The 18,989-nt window shown below is 64.8% G+C and carries 17 protein-coding genes and 1 other RNA gene; 13 read left to right on the top strand and 5 right to left on the bottom strand.

Annotated features, from left to right (window positions below; all coding sequences use genetic code 11):
- Window positions 1-10: 10 nt before the first annotated feature.
- The 5 genes from JKL46_RS12880 to JKL46_RS12860 all read right to left on the bottom strand — a co-directional run bounded on the left by JKL46_RS12880 (window position 11) and on the right by JKL46_RS12860 (window position 4,113).
- Window positions 11-1,480, bottom strand: coding sequence for an efflux RND transporter periplasmic adaptor subunit (locus tag JKL46_RS12880; RefSeq protein ID WP_201833333.1), 1,470 nt, complete (start codon window positions 1,478-1,480; stop codon window positions 11-13).
- A 330-nt stretch (window positions 1,481-1,810) separates the two neighbouring features.
- The gene (locus JKL46_RS12875) at window positions 1,811-2,029 is read right to left on the bottom strand and encodes a hypothetical protein (protein ID WP_201833331.1); all 219 of its coding nucleotides are present in this window, start codon (window positions 2,027-2,029) and stop codon (window positions 1,811-1,813) included.
- Window positions 2,030-2,251: 222 nt separating this feature from the next.
- Window positions 2,252-3,019: an N-acetylmuramoyl-L-alanine amidase gene (locus tag JKL46_RS12870; RefSeq protein WP_201833329.1), complete on the bottom strand. Its 768-nt coding sequence runs from the start codon at window positions 3,017-3,019 to the stop codon at window positions 2,252-2,254.
- 4 nt (window positions 3,020-3,023) lie between these two features.
- Entirely contained in the window at window positions 3,024-3,749 is a 726-nt protein-coding gene (locus JKL46_RS12865; protein ID WP_201833327.1) for a TerB family tellurite resistance protein, read from the bottom strand.
- Window positions 3,750-3,834: 85 nt separating this feature from the next.
- Window positions 3,835-4,113 carry a hypothetical protein gene (locus JKL46_RS12860; protein ID WP_183447790.1) on the bottom strand — a complete coding sequence of 93 codons (279 nt, stop codon included), beginning with the start codon at window positions 4,111-4,113 and terminating at the stop codon, window positions 3,835-3,837.
- A gap of 292 nt (window positions 4,114-4,405) precedes the next feature.
- Between JKL46_RS12860 and JKL46_RS12855 the strand changes: the two genes are divergently transcribed.
- The 13 genes from JKL46_RS12855 to murC all read left to right on the top strand — a co-directional run bounded on the left by JKL46_RS12855 (window position 4,406) and on the right by murC (window position 18,904).
- Complete coding sequence (locus tag JKL46_RS12855; RefSeq protein WP_201833325.1) at window positions 4,406-5,164, top strand: lytic transglycosylase domain-containing protein; 759 nt, start codon at window positions 4,406-4,408, stop codon at window positions 5,162-5,164.
- 281 nt (window positions 5,165-5,445) lie between these two features.
- Window positions 5,446-5,828, top strand: an RNA gene (gene rnpB, locus JKL46_RS12850) — RNase P RNA component class A.
- Window positions 5,829-6,138: 310 nt separating this feature from the next.
- Window positions 6,139-6,636 (top strand): division/cell wall cluster transcriptional repressor MraZ, encoded by a 498-nt coding sequence (gene mraZ, locus JKL46_RS12845; protein WP_201833323.1) that lies wholly within the window; start codon window positions 6,139-6,141, stop codon window positions 6,634-6,636.
- Window positions 6,633-7,682: a 16S rRNA (cytosine(1402)-N(4))-methyltransferase RsmH gene (gene rsmH / locus JKL46_RS12840; protein WP_201833321.1), complete on the top strand. Its 1,050-nt coding sequence runs from the start codon at window positions 6,633-6,635 to the stop codon at window positions 7,680-7,682. The genes mraZ and rsmH overlap by 4 nt, the downstream gene beginning before the upstream one ends.
- Window positions 7,679-8,074, top strand: a complete 396-nt coding sequence (gene ftsL / locus JKL46_RS12835; RefSeq protein ID WP_201833319.1) for a cell division protein FtsL — start codon at window positions 7,679-7,681, stop codon at window positions 8,072-8,074. The genes rsmH and ftsL overlap by 4 nt, the downstream gene beginning before the upstream one ends.
- A complete protein-coding gene (locus JKL46_RS12830) occupies window positions 8,071-9,846 on the top strand; it encodes a peptidoglycan D,D-transpeptidase FtsI family protein (RefSeq protein WP_201833317.1) in 1,776 nt (591 codons plus the stop codon). Before ftsL ends, JKL46_RS12830 begins: the two co-directional genes overlap by 4 nt.
- Window positions 9,843-11,312 (top strand): UDP-N-acetylmuramoyl-L-alanyl-D-glutamate--2,6-diaminopimelate ligase, encoded by a 1,470-nt coding sequence (locus JKL46_RS12825; RefSeq protein ID WP_201833315.1) that lies wholly within the window; start codon window positions 9,843-9,845, stop codon window positions 11,310-11,312. Before JKL46_RS12830 ends, JKL46_RS12825 begins: the two co-directional genes overlap by 4 nt.
- Window positions 11,309-12,742 (top strand): UDP-N-acetylmuramoylalanyl-D-glutamyl-2,6-diaminopimelate--D-alanyl-D-alanine ligase, encoded by a 1,434-nt coding sequence (locus JKL46_RS12820; protein WP_201833314.1) that lies wholly within the window; start codon window positions 11,309-11,311, stop codon window positions 12,740-12,742. Before JKL46_RS12825 ends, JKL46_RS12820 begins: the two co-directional genes overlap by 4 nt.
- A gap of 3 nt (window positions 12,743-12,745) precedes the next feature.
- Entirely contained in the window at window positions 12,746-13,831 is a 1,086-nt protein-coding gene (mraY, locus tag JKL46_RS12815) for a phospho-N-acetylmuramoyl-pentapeptide-transferase (protein ID WP_201833313.1), read from the top strand.
- A 5-nt stretch (window positions 13,832-13,836) separates the two neighbouring features.
- Window positions 13,837-15,228, top strand: a complete 1,392-nt coding sequence (gene murD / locus JKL46_RS12810) for a UDP-N-acetylmuramoyl-L-alanine--D-glutamate ligase (protein WP_201833312.1) — start codon at window positions 13,837-13,839, stop codon at window positions 15,226-15,228.
- Between the two features lie 2 nt (window positions 15,229-15,230).
- On the top strand, window positions 15,231-16,370 hold the full coding sequence (locus JKL46_RS12805; RefSeq protein ID WP_201833311.1) for an FtsW/RodA/SpoVE family cell cycle protein: 1,140 nt from the start codon (window positions 15,231-15,233) through the stop codon (window positions 16,368-16,370).
- 3 nt (window positions 16,371-16,373) lie between these two features.
- The gene (murG, locus tag JKL46_RS12800) at window positions 16,374-17,492 is read left to right on the top strand and encodes an undecaprenyldiphospho-muramoylpentapeptide beta-N-acetylglucosaminyltransferase (protein WP_201833310.1); all 1,119 of its coding nucleotides are present in this window, start codon (window positions 16,374-16,376) and stop codon (window positions 17,490-17,492) included.
- Entirely contained in the window at window positions 17,489-18,904 is a 1,416-nt protein-coding gene (gene murC / locus JKL46_RS12795; RefSeq protein ID WP_201833309.1) for a UDP-N-acetylmuramate--L-alanine ligase, read from the top strand. Before murG ends, murC begins: the two co-directional genes overlap by 4 nt.
- Window positions 18,905-18,989: the final 85 nt, after the last annotated feature.

The raw sequence follows: 18,989 nt of genomic DNA, 5'->3' as shown, positions 1-18,989 counted from the left end.
GACATCACCTTTAGAACATCCGCGGCGGGCGCGGACGGCGCGTGCCGGAGCCGGCGCCTGCATCCTCGCCGCCGTCGGCGCGCGGCGCGCCGACGATGATCGCTGCGCCTTCCTGCACATTGCCTCGGAGGATCTCCGTGTAGGTGCCGTCCGTCACGCCGAGCCGCACCGACACGGCCTGCGGATTGCCGTCGGGCCCGAGACGGTAGATACGTCCGACCGTACCCTCGTTCGCGCCGGCCTGCGCCTCCTGGCTGCGCATGCGACGCCTGGGCGAGGCATCATTGCGTGCCTCGCTTGCCGTGTCGCTCGAAGCGACACTCATCGTGGGCCGGAAGCGCAGGGCTGCGTTCGGGATGCGCAGCACGTCCTCGCGCTCGTCGGTGACGATCTGCAGGTTCGCCGTCATGCCGGGGAGCAGCGCCTGGTCTTCGTTGCGCACGCCGATCACGGCGGTATAGGTCACGACGTTCTGCACCGTCTGCGCCGAGAGGCGCACCATGCGCACGCTGCCTTCGAAGCTGCGGTTCGGATAGGCGTTCACGGTGAAGGAGACCTTCTGGCCCTCCTTCATGCGCCCCACATCCGCCTCGTCGATATTGGCGTAGATGTCGATCTCGCGCAGATCCTGCGCGATGGTGAAGAGGGTGGGAGCGGAGAGCGAGGCGGCAACGGTCTGGCCGAGCTCGATGTCGCGCTTCACGACGACGCCTTCGACCGGGGATTTGATGTCGGTGCGGGCGAGATCGATCTCGATGTCCTTCAGCTTCGCCTGGCGTTGCAGGATGATCGCCTCCGCCGATTTCACGCCGGCCTCGGCAAGGGCAAGGTCCGCCTTGAGGCCTTCGGTCTCGGCCTTGTTCGATGCGATCTGCGCATGAGCCGAGGCGAGGTTCGCATTCTGGATGTCGACCTGCGTGCCAGCCTGCTCAAGGGCGGTCTGCGTTCCCACGGAACGGGTGGTCAGTTCCCGCTGCCGGTCGAGATTTCGCTGCGCCTCCGTGAGTTGCGCCTGGCTGCGGTCGCGCTGCGCCTGAAGGTCATTGGCCTGCGCCTCGGCGCGCAGGAGCAGCGAGCGTGCCTTGTCGATCTGCGCACGCTTGGTGTCGAGGTCGGCTTTGGCCTGGGCGAGATCGGCCAGAGCCGCGTCCCGGCGCGACTTGATCTGCTCGGAATAGAGCCGGGCCACCACTTGGCCTTCCTTCACCGGCGTGTTGTAGTCGGCGAGGATTTCGACGACCTGGCCGGAGAGCTGCGAGCCGACAAGAACCGTGGTGACCGGGTTGAGCGTTCCGGTGGCGCGCACGCTCGCCGTGATCGGGCCGCGGTCCACTGCTCCGAGGCGGTAGGCCTGATCGGACGCATTGCCGCCGGTCGGCTTCCACAGGACGACGCCTATACCTCCCGCCACGAGGACAATGCCGATCAACCACACCCAGACGCGCCGCACCGAAGAACCCTCTGCCAGACCGGATTTCATGCAGGGCGATTGTGGCCGATTTCCTACAATGTTGCGAGTTAACTCTTTGCAATAAAGCAACAATGTTTTTCTTTTAATTCCCGGTCGGTTGGCGGGTTTTAGCCGGCGTTCCGAGCACCATCCTTTCCTCTCCGCAATGCAAGGAGGTGATCGGTGCCCGAGCGGATGATGGTCGAGGGAACTCGATCAAGGTGTAGGTCGGCAATCGCCGCTTATAAGCCGATCTGGCGTCAGTCCGTGGTTATGAAACAGGACAGCTTTTGAGCGCCTGCGCGGCATTCCCTGGATGTGGGCAGAAAAAGTACGTTCGCCGGGCGCTGGGAGTGGTGCTTATACCGGTTTACCGGTGTCCTTCTCGGCGCCTCGCTTAAGGATCTCCGCAGCCTTGGCCTCCTCCGCCTCAAGCGAATTCGGTTGCGGCGCAGTTTCTGGCTTGGCCCGCAGCCCCTGGTCGCTGGCCTTCTTCGATCCGGATCTCGCGGCATCCTCCAGCGATGCCACCGCTTCCGGCTGCTGCCCGCCGGGATCGGACGATTTCTTGTCGGACATGGGCGCTCTCCTTGACCTTCATTAACAAGTGCGGGCTCACGTGAGAGTTCCTCTGCCGACAGCCCCGATAAATCTAGGACTTAGATAGGGCGCAGAATTCCTGGGAAATGCGGATTCCGGCGGGCGCTCGGCGTAGGGTGACGCGGCTGCCAAGTCCTCGAAATCGTGCAGGTCAGCGTACTGGCGCGGACTGCATGGACCGGTGTGCGAAAATTCTCTTTGTCATGCGCTGGCCCCTGGCCGCGTGGCGATCAGGTTGCGCAGGGTCATGATAGTGGAGGCGTCCGCCACGCCGTCGACGCGCTCGGGCCGGAAGTGGCGCTGGAATGCGGCGACCACCTTCTCCGTGTCCTCGTCGAAGGTTCCGTTGATCTTCAACCCGTAGCCATACATGACCAGCATGGCCTGCAGCGCCTCGATCGGCATGCCCTGATCGCCGCGGGCGAAGAAGCGCCCGTCGCTGGTCGCCGCCGGCGTGACCCAATGGCCGACACCCGCCTCATGCAGCCGCTGCCAGGGAAAGTTCTCGCCCGGATCGACCTTGCGGCCGGGAGCAACGTCGGAATGGCCGAGCACCCGCGTTGCCGGAATGCGCCAGCGCGCGACGATGTCCTTGGCCAAGGCCGCGACGCTCTCGATCTGCGCATCGGGGAAGGGTGGCAGTCCGCCCGGATGGCCGGGATTGGCGATCTCGATCCCGATGGAGCAGGAATTGGTGTCGGTCTCCCCATCCCAGGAGGAGCGGCCCGCGTGCCAGGCGCGGCGCATTTCCGGCACGAGCTGGAGTACCCGCCCATCGCCGAACACGAAGTAATGCGCGGAGACCTGCGAGACCGGATTGCACAGCCATTGCAGCGCCTCGCCCTCGTCCGGCATGCCCGTGTAATGCAGGATAAGCATGGTGGGACGCTGGCCGTCCTTGCGCTCCCCGTGATTGGGCGAGGGAAACACCTTCGCGGCGATCGGGCTCTCCGGGGGCAGCGCGCTCATCCCGTCACCTGATCTTCCGCTCTGCCGCAATGCGTTCCCAGGCAGCGTTGATGGCCGCCACGCGCTCGGTTGCGATCTTCACCGCCTCCGGCGGGAGGCCGCGGGCGATCTCGCGGTCGGGATGGTTTTCGGCGACGAGCCGGCGGTAATGCCGCTTCAGTTCCTCGTCGCTCATGCTGCGGTCGGCCTTGAGGATCAGATAGGGATCGTCCTGGCGCAGCACGTGCCGGGCGGCGATGCGCTCGAAATCCATATCCGAGAACGCGAAGATCGTCGCCACATCCTTGAGATAGGCATATTCGGCCTCGTGGATCGCCTCATCCGCCTTGGCGATATGGAAGAGGCCGTCGAGCACGTCTTCCAGCAGGGCAGGCTCGTCCTTGAACTCATCGGCGATCTGGCGGGCGTAGGACTCGAACCCGTCCGAGGTCTGCATGGCGAGGTTGAAAAGGCGTTCCACGCGGGCGTGCTCGCTCTCGGGCACCTCGACGAGCTGCTCGAAGGCCTGGATCTCGACGTCGACGACGACGCCGTCGGCCTTCGCCATCTTGGCGGCCAGCGCCACGAGACCCATGGTGAAGAGAACGTCGCGCGGCGGCTTCCCGAACAGGGAGCCTTCCCGGTCAATGAGAACATGGCCGGCAACTCCGCCGAGGAGCGCGCCAATCGGCCCTCCAAGCGCCAGCCCGATGCCGGCACCGCCCAACTTACCCCAGATCGACTGAATCATCTTGAGATTAGTCGTACGCTCAAGTGCGGGCAAAAGGAAAGGGGCCGAGAATGCCTCAGCCCCTTAAATTCTCGTGTGGAGCGGATCAGCGGCAGTAAACGTTGCCGTAGACGTCCTGATACGTGCCGTAGGGGCAGGCCGGGCCGCGCGGAGCCGTAGAAGCGCCGACAATGGCGCCGCCCGCACCGCCGATGGCTGCGCCGGCAAGAGCACCGCCTGCGGTTCCGGTTGCTGCGCCGCCGATTGCCGCACCGGCAAGGCCGCCGATCGCTGCGCCGCCGACTGCGCGCTCGCCGGGGGTGTTGCAGGCTGCCATCGAGAGGGTGAGAGCACCGGCGGCAATGGCTGTCATGATCTTCTTCATGGAGGCTTCCCTGTTATGATCGGGCGGGGCTGCCCGGTCCTGTTTAGCTTGACCTTACGCTGTCGCCAACTCCCGGGCGGAGAAAGAGTTCCTCCCGACAGGTCGGCCGGCGAAATTTTTTCAATCCCTCCAAGAGGGTAGAATCGTCGCCATAAAGCCAAGAATTAGAAGGATAGCACAGTCAAGCTTGAACGCATTCTGAACGAAATTGCGTCGAGATGTGCCACATCTTTGCCCCATTTCGCCTCCACCCAGCCCGCCCTTTCGATGATCGCCGGCTGGAGTTTTCGGTTTGACTTGGCAGCATTTCCTCAGAACCCTGGCCGTTGCGTTCATTGGTGCGGTTATACTTGTTGTTGCTTCGCAGGCCAGGGCGGAGGGCGGAGATTCCGGCAGCGTCATTTCTCCGGACAAGGCCCAGGAATTTCTGGATGCCGCCGCTGCCGAAGCTGCCGTACCCTTGGAAGAGGCTGGCGAGGAGCCCGATGCCAAGACGACCGCGAAGGCGGCCAAGGGTGCCGACGGCAAGAAGGCGAAACAGGTGGCCGCGGCGGGCAAGTTTCAGAAAAGCGCCGACGCGGTTCACCCGTCCGAGGACGATGCGAACGAAACCGCCTCGCTGCCTTCGGTATCGACAGAACCCCGCCTGAGGCTTCGAACCTCCGATGCCGCGCGGGCCGGCGCGATCAAGCCGCTGATCGTCCGCTACGCCTCCGAGAACGGCCTGCCTTACGAGTTGGCGGATGCCGTCGTCAGGCTCGAGAGCCGCTACAATGCCGGCGCGCGCAACGGTTCTCATATGGGCCTCACCCAGATCAATCTGCGCACGGCCCAGTCGCTGGGTTATGCCGGCCCGGCTACCGGCCTTCTCGATGCCGAGACGAACCTGCGCTACGGCCTGAAATACCTCGCCAAGGCCTACAAGCTCGCCGGCGGCGACACCTGCGGCACGATCCTGCGCTATCAGTTCGGCCATCGCACGCAGACGATGACGAGCGCTTCCCGTGCCTATTGCGCCAAGGTGAAGGTGATCACGGCCGCAGCCGATTGAGTAGTGACCCTGTTTGACTCTGCCCCGTCATTCCGGGGCCGCGCAGCGGAACCCGGAACCCATAACCACGACATCTTAGAAAAGGGCGACCAGCGTCGCGCCTCTTCTGCACCATCGGCGGTTATGGGTTTCCCCACCTTCGGTGTGGCCCTTCGGGTCGGGTTCGCCTGCGGCGCTCCGGAATGACGGCGTGCCGACCCCGATCGGGACTCAAACTTAAGTCACGATCGCCGATTGAATGTCCTTGACGGCAGGGGCCATTTGGCACCACATCCGCACCGTCAGCTGGCCGGGCGGCCGCTTCGAGTTCGTCTCGGAGAGGAAAGTCCGGGCTCCATGGAAGCAAGGTGCCGGATAACGTCCGGCGGGGGAAACCCCAGGGAAAGTGCCACAGAAAGCAGACCGCCCCGTATTCGGGGTAAGGGTGAAAGGGTGCGGTAAGAGCGCACCGCGGACGCAGCAATGCGGACGGCAAGGTAAACCCCACCGGGAGCAAAACCGAATAGGGACGACAGGCGTTCGCGCCAGGCCCGTTTCCAGGCTCGTCGTCCGGGTTGGTTGCTAGAGGCGGTCAGCAATGATCGTCCCAGAGGAATGGTCGCCACGTCCAAAGTTTCTTAGACTTTGGGCCCTACAGAACCCGGCTTACAGGCCGGCTGACGCCATCTTTCCACAGGTTAGAATTTGCAAGAAAGCGGGGCAAACCGTTGCCCTGCTTACGATTCATTAACCGTAAATGCGTCTCATGGGGAACACATGCCATGAGGCGTGCACTCCATCCCCGTTCCGTTGACGCCCATATTATCCCATGTTATCCCAAATCATCCCGTCGACGGTGTCTTCCGAAGGGAGCGTCAAGCACTCAAGAGATGCTGACGCGCTGCTTCGGAACGTAGCGTCATCACCGGCTGCGGGTGGCGGATCCTCAAGATCCGCCGGGGGGCTGACAATCAGGAGCGTGCGAGCTGCGGCCAATGAACCGCTTCGTGTCCAATTTTACGAACAAGTTGGATTCGAAGGGTCGCGTCTCGATCCCCGCATCCTTCCGGGCCGTGTTGGCCAAGGACGGATTCGAGGGACTCTACGTGCATCCGGCGCTCGACTCGCCGGCCTTGGACGCAGGCGGCAACGTGCTTCTGAACGAGATCGATGCGTTTTTGTCGACGCTGTCGCCCTATTCGGACGAGCGGGATCAGCTGTCGACGGCGTTGTTCGGGACAAGCGAGATTCTGAAGGTCGATCCGGAAGGGCGTGTCATCCTGACGGATACGGTAAAAGTGCATGCCGGGATCGGCGATACGGTGACGTTCGTCGGACTCGGTCACAAGTTCCAGATTTGGGAGCCCGAACGCTTCCGTGCGCATCTGGAGGAGGCGCGCACGAAGGTCAGAGACCTGAAGAAGACGTTGGGAAGTCGAATGATGGAGTCGCGTACAGTGCAGAACACCTCACCAGGAGTACGGGAGCGATGACGGGACGCGGCGACGGCCCAGGAGCCGGAGCCGCTGGCGGACTGTCCCGTCACGTTCCCGTTCTCCTGGCGGAGGTTCTCACGGCGCTCGATGCGAAGAGCGGCGGCGTCTTCATCGATGGAACATTCGGCGCAGGCGGCTACACGCGCGCCATCCTCGATGCTCATCAGCAGAACAAGGTCGTTGCCATCGACCGCGATCCCGATGCGATCGCGGGCGGAGCTTCGCTGTCGTCCAAATTCAAGAAGCGGCTGATGCTCGTGCCGGGACGCTTCGGCGACCTCGATGAGATCGCGCGCGGGCAGGGCTTCGATGCGGTCGACGGCGTCGTGCTCGATATCGGCGTGTCGTCCATGCAGCTCGATCAGGCCGAGCGCGGCTTCTCGTTCCGCAACGAGGGGCCGCTCGACATGCGCATGGAGCAAAGCGGCCCGAGCGCGGCGGATCTCGTCAACGAATCCTCCGAGGCCGAGCTCGCCGACATCTTCTACCATTACGGCGAAGAACGCCGCGCCCGCGCAGTTGCCCGCGCCGTCATCGAAGCGCGACGGCGCCAGCCCTTCGAAACCACGCGGCAGCTCGCCGATCTCGTCGCGTCGCTCATCCGCCAGGAGCCGGGCGGCATTCACCCCGCCACGCGCGTGTTCCAGGGCTTACGCATCGCCGTCAACGACGAGCTCGGCGAACTCGTGCGCGCGCTGCATGCGGCGGAGCGCATCCTGAAGCCGGGCGGGCGCCTCGTCGTCGTGACGTTCCATTCCCTCGAAGACCGCATCGTGAAGCAGTTCTTCACGGCTCGCACCGGCCGTGCGCCGGCGGGCTCGCGCCACCTGCCGACGGCAGCGGCACCCGAGCCTACATTCGACGCGGTTACACGGGGACCGGTGGGGCCGAGCGACCAGGAAATGGCGCAGAACCCACGGGCGCGCTCGGCAAAGCTCCGCGCCGGCGCCCGCACGGAAACGCCGCCGCAGGAACCCTTGAGTGCCATCACCATGCTGGCCGAGCTTCCGCAGACAGCCGAGAAACGGGGAGGGCGCCGATGATCAGGCTGCTCCACATCATCGCGATCTCCGCCCTCATCGCATCGGCAGGCTATGCCTATTCGATCAAATATGAGACGCTCTTCTACGTCGAGCAGGTGGCGAAGCTGAAATCGCAGGTCAGCCGCGAGCGCGAGGCCATCGCGGTGCTGCAGGCCGAGTGGCAATATCTCGACCGTCCCGATCGCCTCCAGGAGGCGGTGGACAAGCATCTCGATCTCCAGCCTCTCAAGATCCAGCAGCTCGCGCGCCTGTCCGACCTGCCGAACCGGCCCTCGCGCGAGGACGAGATCGGCCGCAAGCTCGAAGCGCTCGGACTTCTCGAGCCGACGGCGACGCCGAAGGATCGAAGCTCGGACGCCCGTACCCCGACGACCCAAACCCCGAGACGGTGAGCCTCGTGTCGCAAGAGCAACAAACCGAATGGCAGGGCAGGACTGTAGCGCAGAAGCGCGGCGTGCTCGGTCATGCCCGTGAGCTTTTTCGCCTGCGCCACGACAAGAGCACCTCGCGCGTCGGCTTGGCCGCAGCCTGCTTCGTCGGCCTGTTCAGCCTGATCGGCGGACGGCTCGTCTTTCTCGCCGTGACGAGCGAGAACACCAGCGAAGTGCGCCGCGCCGCTTCCTCCGAGATTTCCGCCGCCCGTCCCGACATCGTCGACCGCAACGGCGAGGTTTTGGCCACCGACGTGAAGATGGTCTCGGTCTTCGCCGAGCCGCGCAACATCATCGACAAGGACGAGGCGGTCGAGCTTCTGACCGCCGTGCTGCCGGATCTCGACGCCACGGACCTGCGCAACAAGCTCGGCACCAAGAAAGGCTTCGTCTGGGTCAAGCGCGAGATCACGCCGCGCCAGCAGGCGGAAGTGCATCGCCTCGGCATCCCCGGCGTCGGCTTCCTGCCCGAGAACAAGCGCGTCTACCCGAACGCGGAGGCTGCGGCCCACGTGCTCGGCTTCGCCAACGTGGACAACGTGGGCATCGCCGGGATGGAGAAATATATCGACAGCATGGGCCTGCAGGATCTCAACGGCGCGGGCTTCAACATCTCCGCCGCGGATCTCAAGCCCGTGCAACTCTCGCTCGACCTGCGCGTGCAACACGCGCTTCGCGACGAGCTCGCGAAAGGCATGGCGAAGTTCAAGGCGAAGGCCACGGCAGGCGCGGTCCTCGACGTGAACACGGGCGAGATCATCGCTCTCGTGTCGCTGCCGGACTATGATCCCAACAACCCGGTCGACGCACTCGAGAAGGACCGGATCAACCGCATCAATGTCGGCGTGTTCGAGATGGGCTCGACCTTCAAGGCATTGACGGTCGCCATGGCGCTCGATTCCGGCAAGTACAACATCAATTCGAGCTTCGATGCGCGCTCGGGCCTGCGCTACGGCAAATTCACCATCGGCGACTACCATCCGACACGCCGCGTTCTGACCACGCCGGAAGTCTTCGTGCATTCCTCCAATATCGGCACCGCGCGCATGGCGCTCGGCATCGGCGTCGAGGGGCACAAGGCCTTCCTGCGCAAGATGGGCCAGCTCACGCGTCTCGAGACGGAGCTGCCGGAAAACGCCCTGCCGATCGTCCCGCCGCGCTGGGGCGAGCTCAACACCATGACCATCGCCTTCGGTCACGGCCTTGCCGTCGCGCCGCTCCAGGCTCTCATGGCGGTCGGTGCTCTCGTCAATGGCGGCGTGATGATCAAGCCGACCTTCTTGAAGCGGAATGCGGAAGAGGCGCGGCAGAACGCCATGCAGGTTCTGAAGCCCGAGACGAGCGAGGCGATGCGCTACGTGATGCGCCTCAATGCCTCGACGCCGGAAGGCTCGGCAGGTTCGGCCTCCATCGCCGGCTTCTTCGTCGGCGGCAAGACCGGCACCGCCGAAAAAGTCATCAACGGCCGCTATGCCAAGAACAAGAACTTCACCACCTTCACGGCGGTGGTACCGGCGGACAAGCCGAAATACGTGTTCCTGACGATCATGGACGAGCCGCAGGCGGTGGAGGGCACCTATGGCTTCTCGACCGCGGGCTGGAATGCAGGCCCGGTCACCGGCAACGTGATCGAGCGCGTTGCTCCGCTGCTTGGCGTTCCGCCGCGCTTCGAGCCGCCGTCGCAGCCCTTCCCGCTCATGTCGCGCCTCGGCGCCTGGGGCAGCAACCGATGAGCGCGTCCACCAGGCATCTCGGCGACCTGGTCGCTGAAGCGCGGGGCCACAAGGAGGCCTCGCTTTCCGTTTCGAAGATCGCCTCGGACAGCCGCAAGGTCGAGCAGGGGACGCTGTTCTTCGCCGTGCCCGGCACGAAGGTGGATGGCATGAGCTTCGTGCCGCAGGCTCTCGCCGCCGGCGCCGTCGCTATCGTCGGCGAGGCTGCGCGTCCCGCGGATCTGCCGGGTCATGTGGCCTATGTGCAGGTCGACGACGTGCGCCAGGCGCTCGCGCTCGCGGCATCGCGCTTCTATCCGAAGCAGCCGGAAAAGATCGTCGCCGTCACGGGGACGAGCGGCAAGAGCTCGGTCGCCGATTTCACTCGCCAGCTTTTCGCGCATCTGGGCTACAAGTCGGCGAGCGTCGGCACGCTCGGCATCATCACCTCGGACGGTGCGGCCTATGGCTCGCTGACGACGCCGGACCCGATCTCCCTGCACGAGAGCTTCGACCGCTTGGCGAAGGACGGCGTGACGCGCCTTGCGATGGAAGCCTCTTCCCACGGCATCGACCAACGCCGCCTCGACGGCGTGCGCCTCGATGCTGCGGGCTTCACCAATCTCGGCCGCGACCATCTCGACTATCACGCGACGACGGAGGCTTATGCCAAGGCGAAGATGCGCCTGTTCGACACGCTTCTGCCGGGCGATGCGCCGGCTGTCATCAATGCCGACGGACCCTATGCGGACGTCTTCCTGCAGGGCGTGCGCGATCGCGGCCTGAAGCTTGTCACCACCGGGAGCACGGGCGAAACCCTGCGCCTGGTCGAGACACGCACCGAAGGCTTTACCCAAATTCTCACCGTGGAGGCTTTCGGGCAGACGTTCCGTACCAAATTGCCGCTTCTCGGCGCCTTCCAGGTCGAGAACGCCCTCGTTGCCGCCGGCCTCGTGCTCGCGGTCGAAGGCGAGGGCAGGGCGGCCGAGGTCTTTGAAGGATTCAGGAACCTGAAAGGCGTGTCGGGGCGCCTCGAGCAGGTCGGCGATATCGACGGCGCCATCTGCATCGTCGATTACGCGCACAAGCCCGACGCGCTCGCTCATGTGCTCGATGCCCTGCGGCCTTTCGTGAAGGGAAAGCTGTTCTGCGTCGTCGGCTGCGGCGGCGACCGGGATCGGGGAAAACGGCCGCTCATGGGACGCATTGCCCACGACAAGGCAGATGTGGTCATCGTCACGGACGATAATCCTCGCTCCGAGGATCCAGCCTCCATCCGCGCCGAGGTGCTGAAAGGCGCTCCTGGAGCGCGCGAGATCGGCGACCGCGCTCAAGCCATCCGCACCGCCGTCAGGGAGCTTCAGACGGGCGATATTCTGGTCGTGGCCGGCAAAGGTCATGAAACCGGCCAAATCATCGGCGACCGGACCCTGCCGTTCTCGGACCATGACGAGGTCCGGGCGGCCATTGCGGAGAGGCAGGGATGAATTCGCCCCTTTGGACAAGAGACGAGATCGCAGCCGCCACCGGCGCGCGGATCGGCGGCGGCTTCGCGCAGGCGACCGGTGCCTCCATCGACACGCGCACGCTCGAGCCGGGCGATCTCTACTTCGCCATCAAGGGCGATGTGCATGACGGGCACGATTTCGTGCAGGCGGCGCTGGAGAAGGGCGCTTCCGCCGCAATCGTATCCGAGGAAAAGGCTCCCACCTTTGCCGGTTCCGACAGGCTGATCGTCGTTCCGGACGTGCTCGACGCCATGCGCCGGATGGGCCGCGCTGCGCGCAGGCGCACGGATGCGAAGATCGTCGCCATCACCGGCTCGGTCGGCAAGACCGGCACGAAGGAGGCGATGCGACTTGCGCTCTCCCGCCAGGGCGTGACGCATGCATCGGTGGCGTCCTACAACAATCATTGGGGCGTGCCGCTGACGCTCGCCCGCATGCCGCGGGAAACCGAGTTCGGCGTGTTCGAGATCGGCATGAACCATGCGCATGAGATCCTGCCGCTCACCGGCATGGTCCGCCCGCATGTGGCCGTGATCACCACCATCGAGCCTGTCCATATCGAATTCTTCCCCTCGCTCTGGGGCATCGCCGATGCCAAGGGCGAGATCTTTTCCGGCCTCGAGCCCGGCGGCACGGCGGTCATCAGCCGCGACAACGCCTATTTCGAGCGCATGCGCGCCCATGCCTACGCCTCTGCGGCGGGCCGCGTCGTCACCTTCGGCGAGCATGAGACGGCGGATGTCCGCGCGCACCGCATCATCGTGAAGCCCGATCATTCCATCGTCGATGCCACGATCTTCGGTCAGCCTCTGACCTACAGGATCGGCACGGCGGGCCGGCACATCGCGCTCAATTCCCTGAGCGTGCTTGCAGCCTCCCATGCGCTCGGTGCCGATCTCGCACTCGTGGCTCTATCCTTTGCCGAACTGAAGCCGCCGGTCGGGCGCGGCGAGCGCACCATGCTCGCTGTCGGTGACCGCGAGGTCCTGCTGATCGACGAGAGCTACAACGCCAACCCGGCTTCCATGCGCGCGGCGCTCGCCAATCTCGGCGCGGTGGAACTCGGCCGCGGCGCCCGGCGCATCGCGGTTCTCGGCGACATGAAGGAACTGGGCGAGACAGGCCCACGCCTGCACGCCGAGCTGGCGGAAGCGGTCGAGACGAACAAGATCGATCTGGTGTTCGCCGCCGGACCCCTGATGCAGAGCCTCGTCGATGCCCTTCCGAAGGCGAAGGTCGCAGCGCATGCCCAGACATCAGCCGCGCTGATCGATGCGGTCCGCGCGGCCGTGCGTCCTGGCGATGCCGTCACCGTCAAGGGTTCGCTCAGCATGAAGATGGCCTTGATCGTCAAGGCTCTGAAAGACAGTTACGGCGCGGGCCCTGCCGCCAACGCGCTGAAAGGATGACCGATGTTGACCTGGTTGGCTGAGTTCAGCCCCTATTTCAGCCCCCTCAATGTCTTCCGCTACATCACGTTCCGCACCGGCGGCGCGACGGCCACCGCCTTCCTGCTCGTCTTTCTGTTCGGTCCGTGGATGATCTCTCTGCTGCGCTTGCGCCAGGGCAAGGGCCAGCCGATCCGCGAGGACGGCCCGCAATCGCATCTGCTGACCAAGCGCGGCACGCCCACCATGGGCGGATTGATGATCCTCGCCGGCGTGCTGATTTCGACCCTGCTCTGGGCCAATCTCGAAAACCACTATGTCTGGATCGTGCTGTTCGTGACCGTAGGCTTCGGCGCCATCGGCTTTTATGACGATTATCTCAAGGTGACGAAGCAGTCGCACAAAGGCTTTTCCGGCCGCTCGCGCCTCGCCATCGAGGCGCTGATCGCGGCGATCGCCTGCATCGCGATCTCCTACATGGCGACACCGGGCCTTGCCAACAAGCTGGCTCTGCCCTTCTCGAAGGACCTGATCTTCAATCTCGGCTGGTTCTACATCGTCTTCGCCGCCTTCGTGATCGTGGGCGCGGGCAATGCGGTGAACATCACGGACGGTCTCGACGGGCTTGCCATCGTGCCGGTGATGATCGCCGCCGGCACCTTCGGCTTCATCGCCTATCTCGCCGGTAATGCGGTGTTCTCCAACTACCTGCAGATCCATTTCATTCCCGGCACCGGCGAGCTCGCCGTGCTCTGCGGCGCGCTCATCGGCGCGGGATTGGGCTTCCTGTGGTTCAACGCGCCGCCGGCGCAGATCTTCATGGGCGACACGGGCTCGCTCGCGCTCGGCGGCATGCTCGGTGCCATCGCGGTGGCCGCCAAGCACGAGTTCGTGCTCGCCATCGTCGGCGGCCTCTTCGTGCTGGAGATCATGTCGGTGATCATTCAGGTGACGTCATTCAAGCTCACCGGCAAGCGCGTCTTCAAGATGGCGCCGATCCACCACCATTTCGAGCAGCTGGGCTGGACCGAGCCGCAGGTGGTGATCCGGTTCTGGATCATCGCCGTCGTGCTGGCGCTCACCGGCCTCGCCACCCTCAAGCTGCGGTAAGGCGCATGACACCCGTCACCACCTTCGCCGGCAAAACGGTTGCTCTCTTCGGCCTCGGCGGATCCGGGCTGGCGACGGCGCTTGCCCTGAAGGCGGGCGGGGCGCATGTAATCGCCTGCGACGACAATCCGGCGAAGATGACGGAGGCCGAGGCGAAGGGCATCGAAACCGCCGATCTGCGCAAGGCTGACTGGTCGCGCTTCTCGTCCTTCGTTCTCTCACCGGGCGTGCCGCTGACCCATCCCGAACCGCATTGGTCGGCGACGCTGGCAAAGGACGCCGGCGTCGAGATCATCGGCGATATCGAGCTGTTCTGCCGCGAGCGCGCGAAGATCGCACCGAACGCACCGCTCATTGCGATCACGGGCACCAACGGCAAGTCGACGACGACCGCGCTCATCGCGCATATCCTGCGCGAAGCCGGCCGCGACGTGCAGATGGGCGGCAACATCGGTACCGCGATCCTCTCGCTCGAGCCGCCCTCCGACAGCCGCATCCACGTGATCGAGTGCTCCTCGTTCCAGATCGATCTTGCGCCCTCGCTTAACCCCACCATCGGCGTGCATCTCAATCTCTCGCCGGATCACATCGACCGGCATGGGACGATGGAGCTCTACGCGGCCATCAAGGAGCGGCTGGTGGCGAAGGCGGGGCTTGCGGTCATCGGCGTGGACGATCCCATGAGCCGGGCGATTGCGGACGCCTGCGAAGCGAGGGGCGTGAACGTTGCCCGCGTCTCGGTCGAGCCGCTGAGCGGAAAAGGCGTCTATGCGGATGGCGAAACGCTTGTCGGCGTCACCGGGACTGATGCCGCACCAATCGCAAATCTCTCTGGCATCGGTTCGCTGCGCGGCGAGCACAACGCCCAGAACGCTGCCGCGGCCGTCGCCATCGCCCTGGCGCTCAACGTTTCTCCGGAGCAGATCCGCTCCGCTCTCCTCACCTTTCCCGGCCTGCCGCATCGAATGGAGGAGGTCGGCCGCATCGGGCAGACCCTCTTCATCAACGATTCGAAGGCCACCAACGCGGATTCCACCGAGAAGGCGCTGAAGTCCTTCGATGACATCTTCTGGATCCTCGGCGGCAAGTCGAAGGAAGGTGGCATCGAGACGCTGACATCGTATTTCCGCAAGATCCGCAAGGCCTATCTCATCGGCGCGGCGTCCGACCAGTTTGCGAAGACGCTCGGGGATGCGGTGCCGCATGTCTTCAGCGGCACCCTCGACAAGGCGGTGGAACAGGCGGCATCGGATGCGCGGGCGCTGGGAGGCGCTGCCGTGGTGCTGCTGTCGCCGGCCTGCGCGTCCTACGATCAATTTCCCAATTACGAAGTGCGCGGAAACCATTTCCGCGATCTGGTCCGGGCCTTACCCGGCATCGAAGCCAAGGGGGCTTGAAGATGGTGTCTCGCGCGGAACGCTCGGCTTTCGGCGATTGGTGGTGGACGGTCGACCGTCTGCTGCTCGCAGGCCTCGCCATCCTCATGCTGGCGGGCCTCGTCTTCCTCATGGCCGGCGGTCCGCCGGTCGCGGAGCGGCTCGGCCTCTCGACCTTCCATTTCGTGAACCGGCAGGTGATGTTCCTCGTCCCGGCCCTGTGCATCATGGTCACGGTCTCGTTCCTGTCCCTGCGCCATTTGAGGCGACTGGCCCTGCTGGTCTACGCGGTGGGCATGGTGATGATTCTGCTGGCGTTCCAGTACGGTCCCGAGATCAAGGGTGCGCATCGCTGGATCATGATCGGCCCGCTCGGCCTGCAGCCGTCCGAATTCGTGAAGCCCGCTTTCGTGGTGCTCTCCGCCTGGGCCTTCTCGGAGGGCGCGCGGCGCAAGGACGTGCCGGGCACGCTGCTCGCCTTTATGCTTCTGCCTGCCACGATCATTCCCCTCATTCTCCAGCCGGATTTCGGCCAGACCATGCTCGTCACCATCGTGTGGTGCGGCCTGTTCTTCGTCGCCGGCCTGCACTGGTTCTGGGTGATGGGCCTCGGCGGCGCCGGCCTCGTCGGCATCGTTGCGGCCTATGAATTCCTGCCGCACGTGCGTGCCCGAATCGAGCGCTTCCTCGACAAGGATTCCGGCGACACCTTCCAGGTCGACACGGCGATGGAGTCGTTCTCTCGCGGTGGCTGGCTCGGGCGCGGTCCGGGCGAGGGCTCGGTCAAGCGCATCCTGCCCGATGCGCATACCGACTTCATCTTCGCCGTCACGGCGGAGGAGTTCGGCATCGTCGTGTGCATCGCGCTGCTCATCGTCTTCGCCTTCATCGTGCTGCGCGGCTTAAGCCTTGCGCGCCGCAACGAGGACACGTTCTGCCGCCTCGCGGCCACGGGCCTGATCTTCATGTTCGGCCTGCAGGCCTGCATCAACATGATGGTGAACGTGCACCTCATGCCGGCCAAGGGCATGACGCTGCCCTTCATCTCCTATGGCGGCTCGTCGCTGCTCTCGCTCGCCCTCGGCATGGGCTTTCTCATCGCGCTCACGCGCCGCCGGCCGCGGGCCGAGATGATGGATCACTTCAATCAGGATCGGGCCTAAAGGATGAGCGCACCGCTGATCCTCCTGACCGCCGGCGGCACCGGCGGTCACCTCTTCCCGGCCGAGGCGCTGGCGAATGCCCTGAAGGCGGCCGGCGCCAAGGTGGCGCTCGCCACCGACAAGCGCGCCAACGCCTATGCGGGCTCGTTCCCGGCCGACGAGATCGTCGAGATCCCTTCCGCCACGCCGTCCGGCCGCTCGCTGCCGCAGATGGCGAAGGCGGCTTTCATGCTGGGGCAGGGGACGCTCAAATCGGTCTCGATGATCCGCCGGATGAAGCCGGCCGTCGTCGTCGGCTTCGGCGGCTATCCCACCGTGCCGCCGGTGCTGGCTGCATCGTTCATCAAGGTTCCGAGCGTGATCCATGAGGCGAACGGCGTGATGGGACGCGCCAACCGCCTGCTCGCCCGCCGCGCTACGGTGATCGCGACGGGATTTGCCGATATCAGGGGCGTGCCCGCGAATGTGCCGGGCAAACAGGTCCACACGGGCAACCCGATCCGCCCCGCTGTGCTGGAAGCGGCAAGGCAGCCCTACGCGACGCTGGAGCCGAACGGAAAGCTTCGCCTCCTCGTGGTCGGCGGCAGCCAGGGCGCCCGGGTGATGAGCGACGTGGTTCCGCCCGCCGTCGAACGCCTTCCGGCGGAGCTGCGCGCCCGTCTTGCGATCACCCAGCAGGCGAGGGGCGAGGATCTCGACCGGGTCCGCGAGCAATACCGCACACTGGGTGTGGAATTCGAGGCGGAGCCCTTCTTCAAGGACCTGCCGCAAAGGCTGGCTCAGGCCCATCTGGTGGTCTCCCGCTCCGGCGCTTCGACGGTGGCGGAGCTTGCGGTGATCGGCCGCCCCTCGATCCTCGTGCCCCTGCCGGGCTCCCTCGATCAGGATCAGGCGGCCAACGCCAAAACCCTTGGAGACCTTGGCGCTGCCATCGTTTGTCCGCAATCGGACTTCACCCCTGAGCGGCTGTCGCAAGAAATTCAGCTCTTTTTTCAAGAGCCTGACCGCTTGACGAGAGCCGCCGCCGCTGCACATAGCGCCAGCATCACGGATGCGGCGGAACGTCTGGCGCAAGTCGTCCTTACCCTCATTCATTCGCACAATAACGGAAAAAACCCATGAAACTGCCGCCGAAGCTTGGTCCCATTCATTTCATCGGAATCGGCGGCATCGGCATGTCGGGCATCGCCGAGGTCATGCACAATTTAGGGTATACGGTGCAGGGCTCGGATGCCGCCGACAACTACAACGTGAAACGCCTCGCCGACAAAGGCATCAAGACCTTCATCGGCCACAGGGCGGAGAACGTGGAGAATGCCGAGATCGTGGTGGTGTCGACCGCCATCAAGCGCGACAACCCGGAGCTGATCGTCGCCCGCGAGAAGCGCCTGCCGGTGGTGCGCCGCGCCGAGATGCTGGCGGAGCTCATGCGCTTCAAGTCCTGCGTGGCCGTCGCCGGCACCCACGGCAAGACCACCACGACCTCGCTCGTCGCGACCCTGCTCGATGCAGGCGGGCTCGATCCCACGGTCATCAACGGCGGCATCATCAACGCCTATGGCACCAATGCCCGCATGGGCGACGGCCAGTGGATGGTGGTCGAGGCGGACGAATCCGACGGAACCTTCCTGAAGCTGCCGGCGGACGTGGCGATCGTCACCAATATCGACGCCGAGCATCTCGATCATTTCGGCACCTTCGATGCGATCAAGGATTCGTTCCATTCCTTCATCAACTCGATTCCGTTCTACGGCTTCGCGGTGATGTGCATCGATCATCCGACGGTGCAGGATCTCGTCGGCCGCATCGAGGATCGCCGCATCATCACCTACGGCGAGAATCCACAGGCCGACGTGCGCATCATGGATGTCGATCCGCGCGGCGGGCAGACCAAGTTCCGCGTCATGATCCGCGATCGCCGCCCCGGCTTCCGCCTGGAACTCGAAGACCTCGTCCTGCCGATGCCGGGCGCGCACAACGCGCTCAACGCCACGGCGGCGATCGCGGTCGCGCATGAGCTCGGCGTCTCGCCCGATGCGATCCGCAAGGCGCTCGCCGGCTTCGGCGGCGTCAAGCGCCGCTTCACCCGTACCGGCGAATGGAACGGCGTCACCGTGTTCGACGATTACGGCCACCACCCCATCGAGATCGCGGCGGTGCTCAAAGCCGCGCGCGCAGCGACGGACGGGCAGGTCATCGCCGTCGTGCAGCCGCACCGCTATTCGCGCCTTTCTTCCCTGTTCGACCAGTTCTGCACCTGCTTCAACGACGCGGATGCGGTCATCGTCGCGCCGGTCTATGCGGCGGGCGAGCAGCCGATCCCGGGCGCCGACCGCGACGGCCTCGTCTCGGGCCTCAAGGCGCGCGGCCACCGGAACGTGATGGCGCTCGAAAAGTCGGAAGACCTCGCGGGCCTGATCAAGGGCATCGCGAAGCCCGGCGACTACGTGCTCTGCCTCGGCGCCGGCAACATCACCCAATGGGCCTATGCCCTGCCGGGCGAGCTCGATCATCTGGGCGAGAAGGCGGCGTAAAACGAATGAGCCTCGGCACAAGTTCTTCCATTCCAACCTCTCCCCTCATCCTGAGGAGGATTGCGTCAGCAATCCGTCTCGAAGG

Source organism: Microvirga zambiensis WSM3693 (assembly GCF_016735695.1).
Taxonomy (GTDB): domain Bacteria; phylum Pseudomonadota; class Alphaproteobacteria; order Rhizobiales; family Beijerinckiaceae; genus Microvirga; species Microvirga zambiensis.
Note: the sequence above shows the minus strand (reverse complement) of the source record. Positions and strands in the feature narration are given on the sequence as shown.

Excerpts from the sequence above, each read along its gene's own strand:
- JKL46_RS12870 (WP_201833329.1), bottom strand. The coding sequence starts at position 3,019 with ATGAGCGCGCTGCCCCCGGAGAGCCCGATCGCCGCGAAGGTGTTTCCC.
- JKL46_RS12820 (WP_201833314.1), top strand. The coding sequence starts at position 11,309 with ATGAATTCGCCCCTTTGGACAAGAGACGAGATCGCAGCCGCCACCGGC.
- JKL46_RS12865 (WP_201833327.1), bottom strand. The coding sequence starts at position 3,749 with ATGATTCAGTCGATCTGGGGTAAGTTGGGCGGTGCCGGCATCGGGCTG.
- JKL46_RS12880 (WP_201833333.1), bottom strand. The coding sequence starts at position 1,480 with ATGAAATCCGGTCTGGCAGAGGGTTCTTCGGTGCGGCGCGTCTGGGTG.
- murD (WP_201833312.1), top strand. The coding sequence starts at position 13,837 with ATGACACCCGTCACCACCTTCGCCGGCAAAACGGTTGCTCTCTTCGGC.
- JKL46_RS12805 (WP_201833311.1), top strand. The coding sequence starts at position 15,231 with ATGGTGTCTCGCGCGGAACGCTCGGCTTTCGGCGATTGGTGGTGGACG.
- ftsL (WP_201833319.1), top strand. The coding sequence starts at position 7,679 with ATGATCAGGCTGCTCCACATCATCGCGATCTCCGCCCTCATCGCATCG.
- mraY (WP_201833313.1), top strand. The coding sequence starts at position 12,746 with ATGTTGACCTGGTTGGCTGAGTTCAGCCCCTATTTCAGCCCCCTCAAT.
- JKL46_RS12860 (WP_183447790.1), bottom strand. The coding sequence starts at position 4,113 with ATGAAGAAGATCATGACAGCCATTGCCGCCGGTGCTCTCACCCTCTCG.
- murC (WP_201833309.1), top strand. The coding sequence starts at position 17,489 with ATGAAACTGCCGCCGAAGCTTGGTCCCATTCATTTCATCGGAATCGGC.
- rsmH (WP_201833321.1), top strand. The coding sequence starts at position 6,633 with ATGACGGGACGCGGCGACGGCCCAGGAGCCGGAGCCGCTGGCGGACTG.
- murG (WP_201833310.1), top strand. The coding sequence starts at position 16,374 with ATGAGCGCACCGCTGATCCTCCTGACCGCCGGCGGCACCGGCGGTCAC.
- JKL46_RS12825 (WP_201833315.1), top strand. The coding sequence starts at position 9,843 with ATGAGCGCGTCCACCAGGCATCTCGGCGACCTGGTCGCTGAAGCGCGG.
- mraZ (WP_201833323.1), top strand. The coding sequence starts at position 6,139 with ATGAACCGCTTCGTGTCCAATTTTACGAACAAGTTGGATTCGAAGGGT.
- JKL46_RS12875 (WP_201833331.1), bottom strand. The coding sequence starts at position 2,029 with ATGTCCGACAAGAAATCGTCCGATCCCGGCGGGCAGCAGCCGGAAGCG.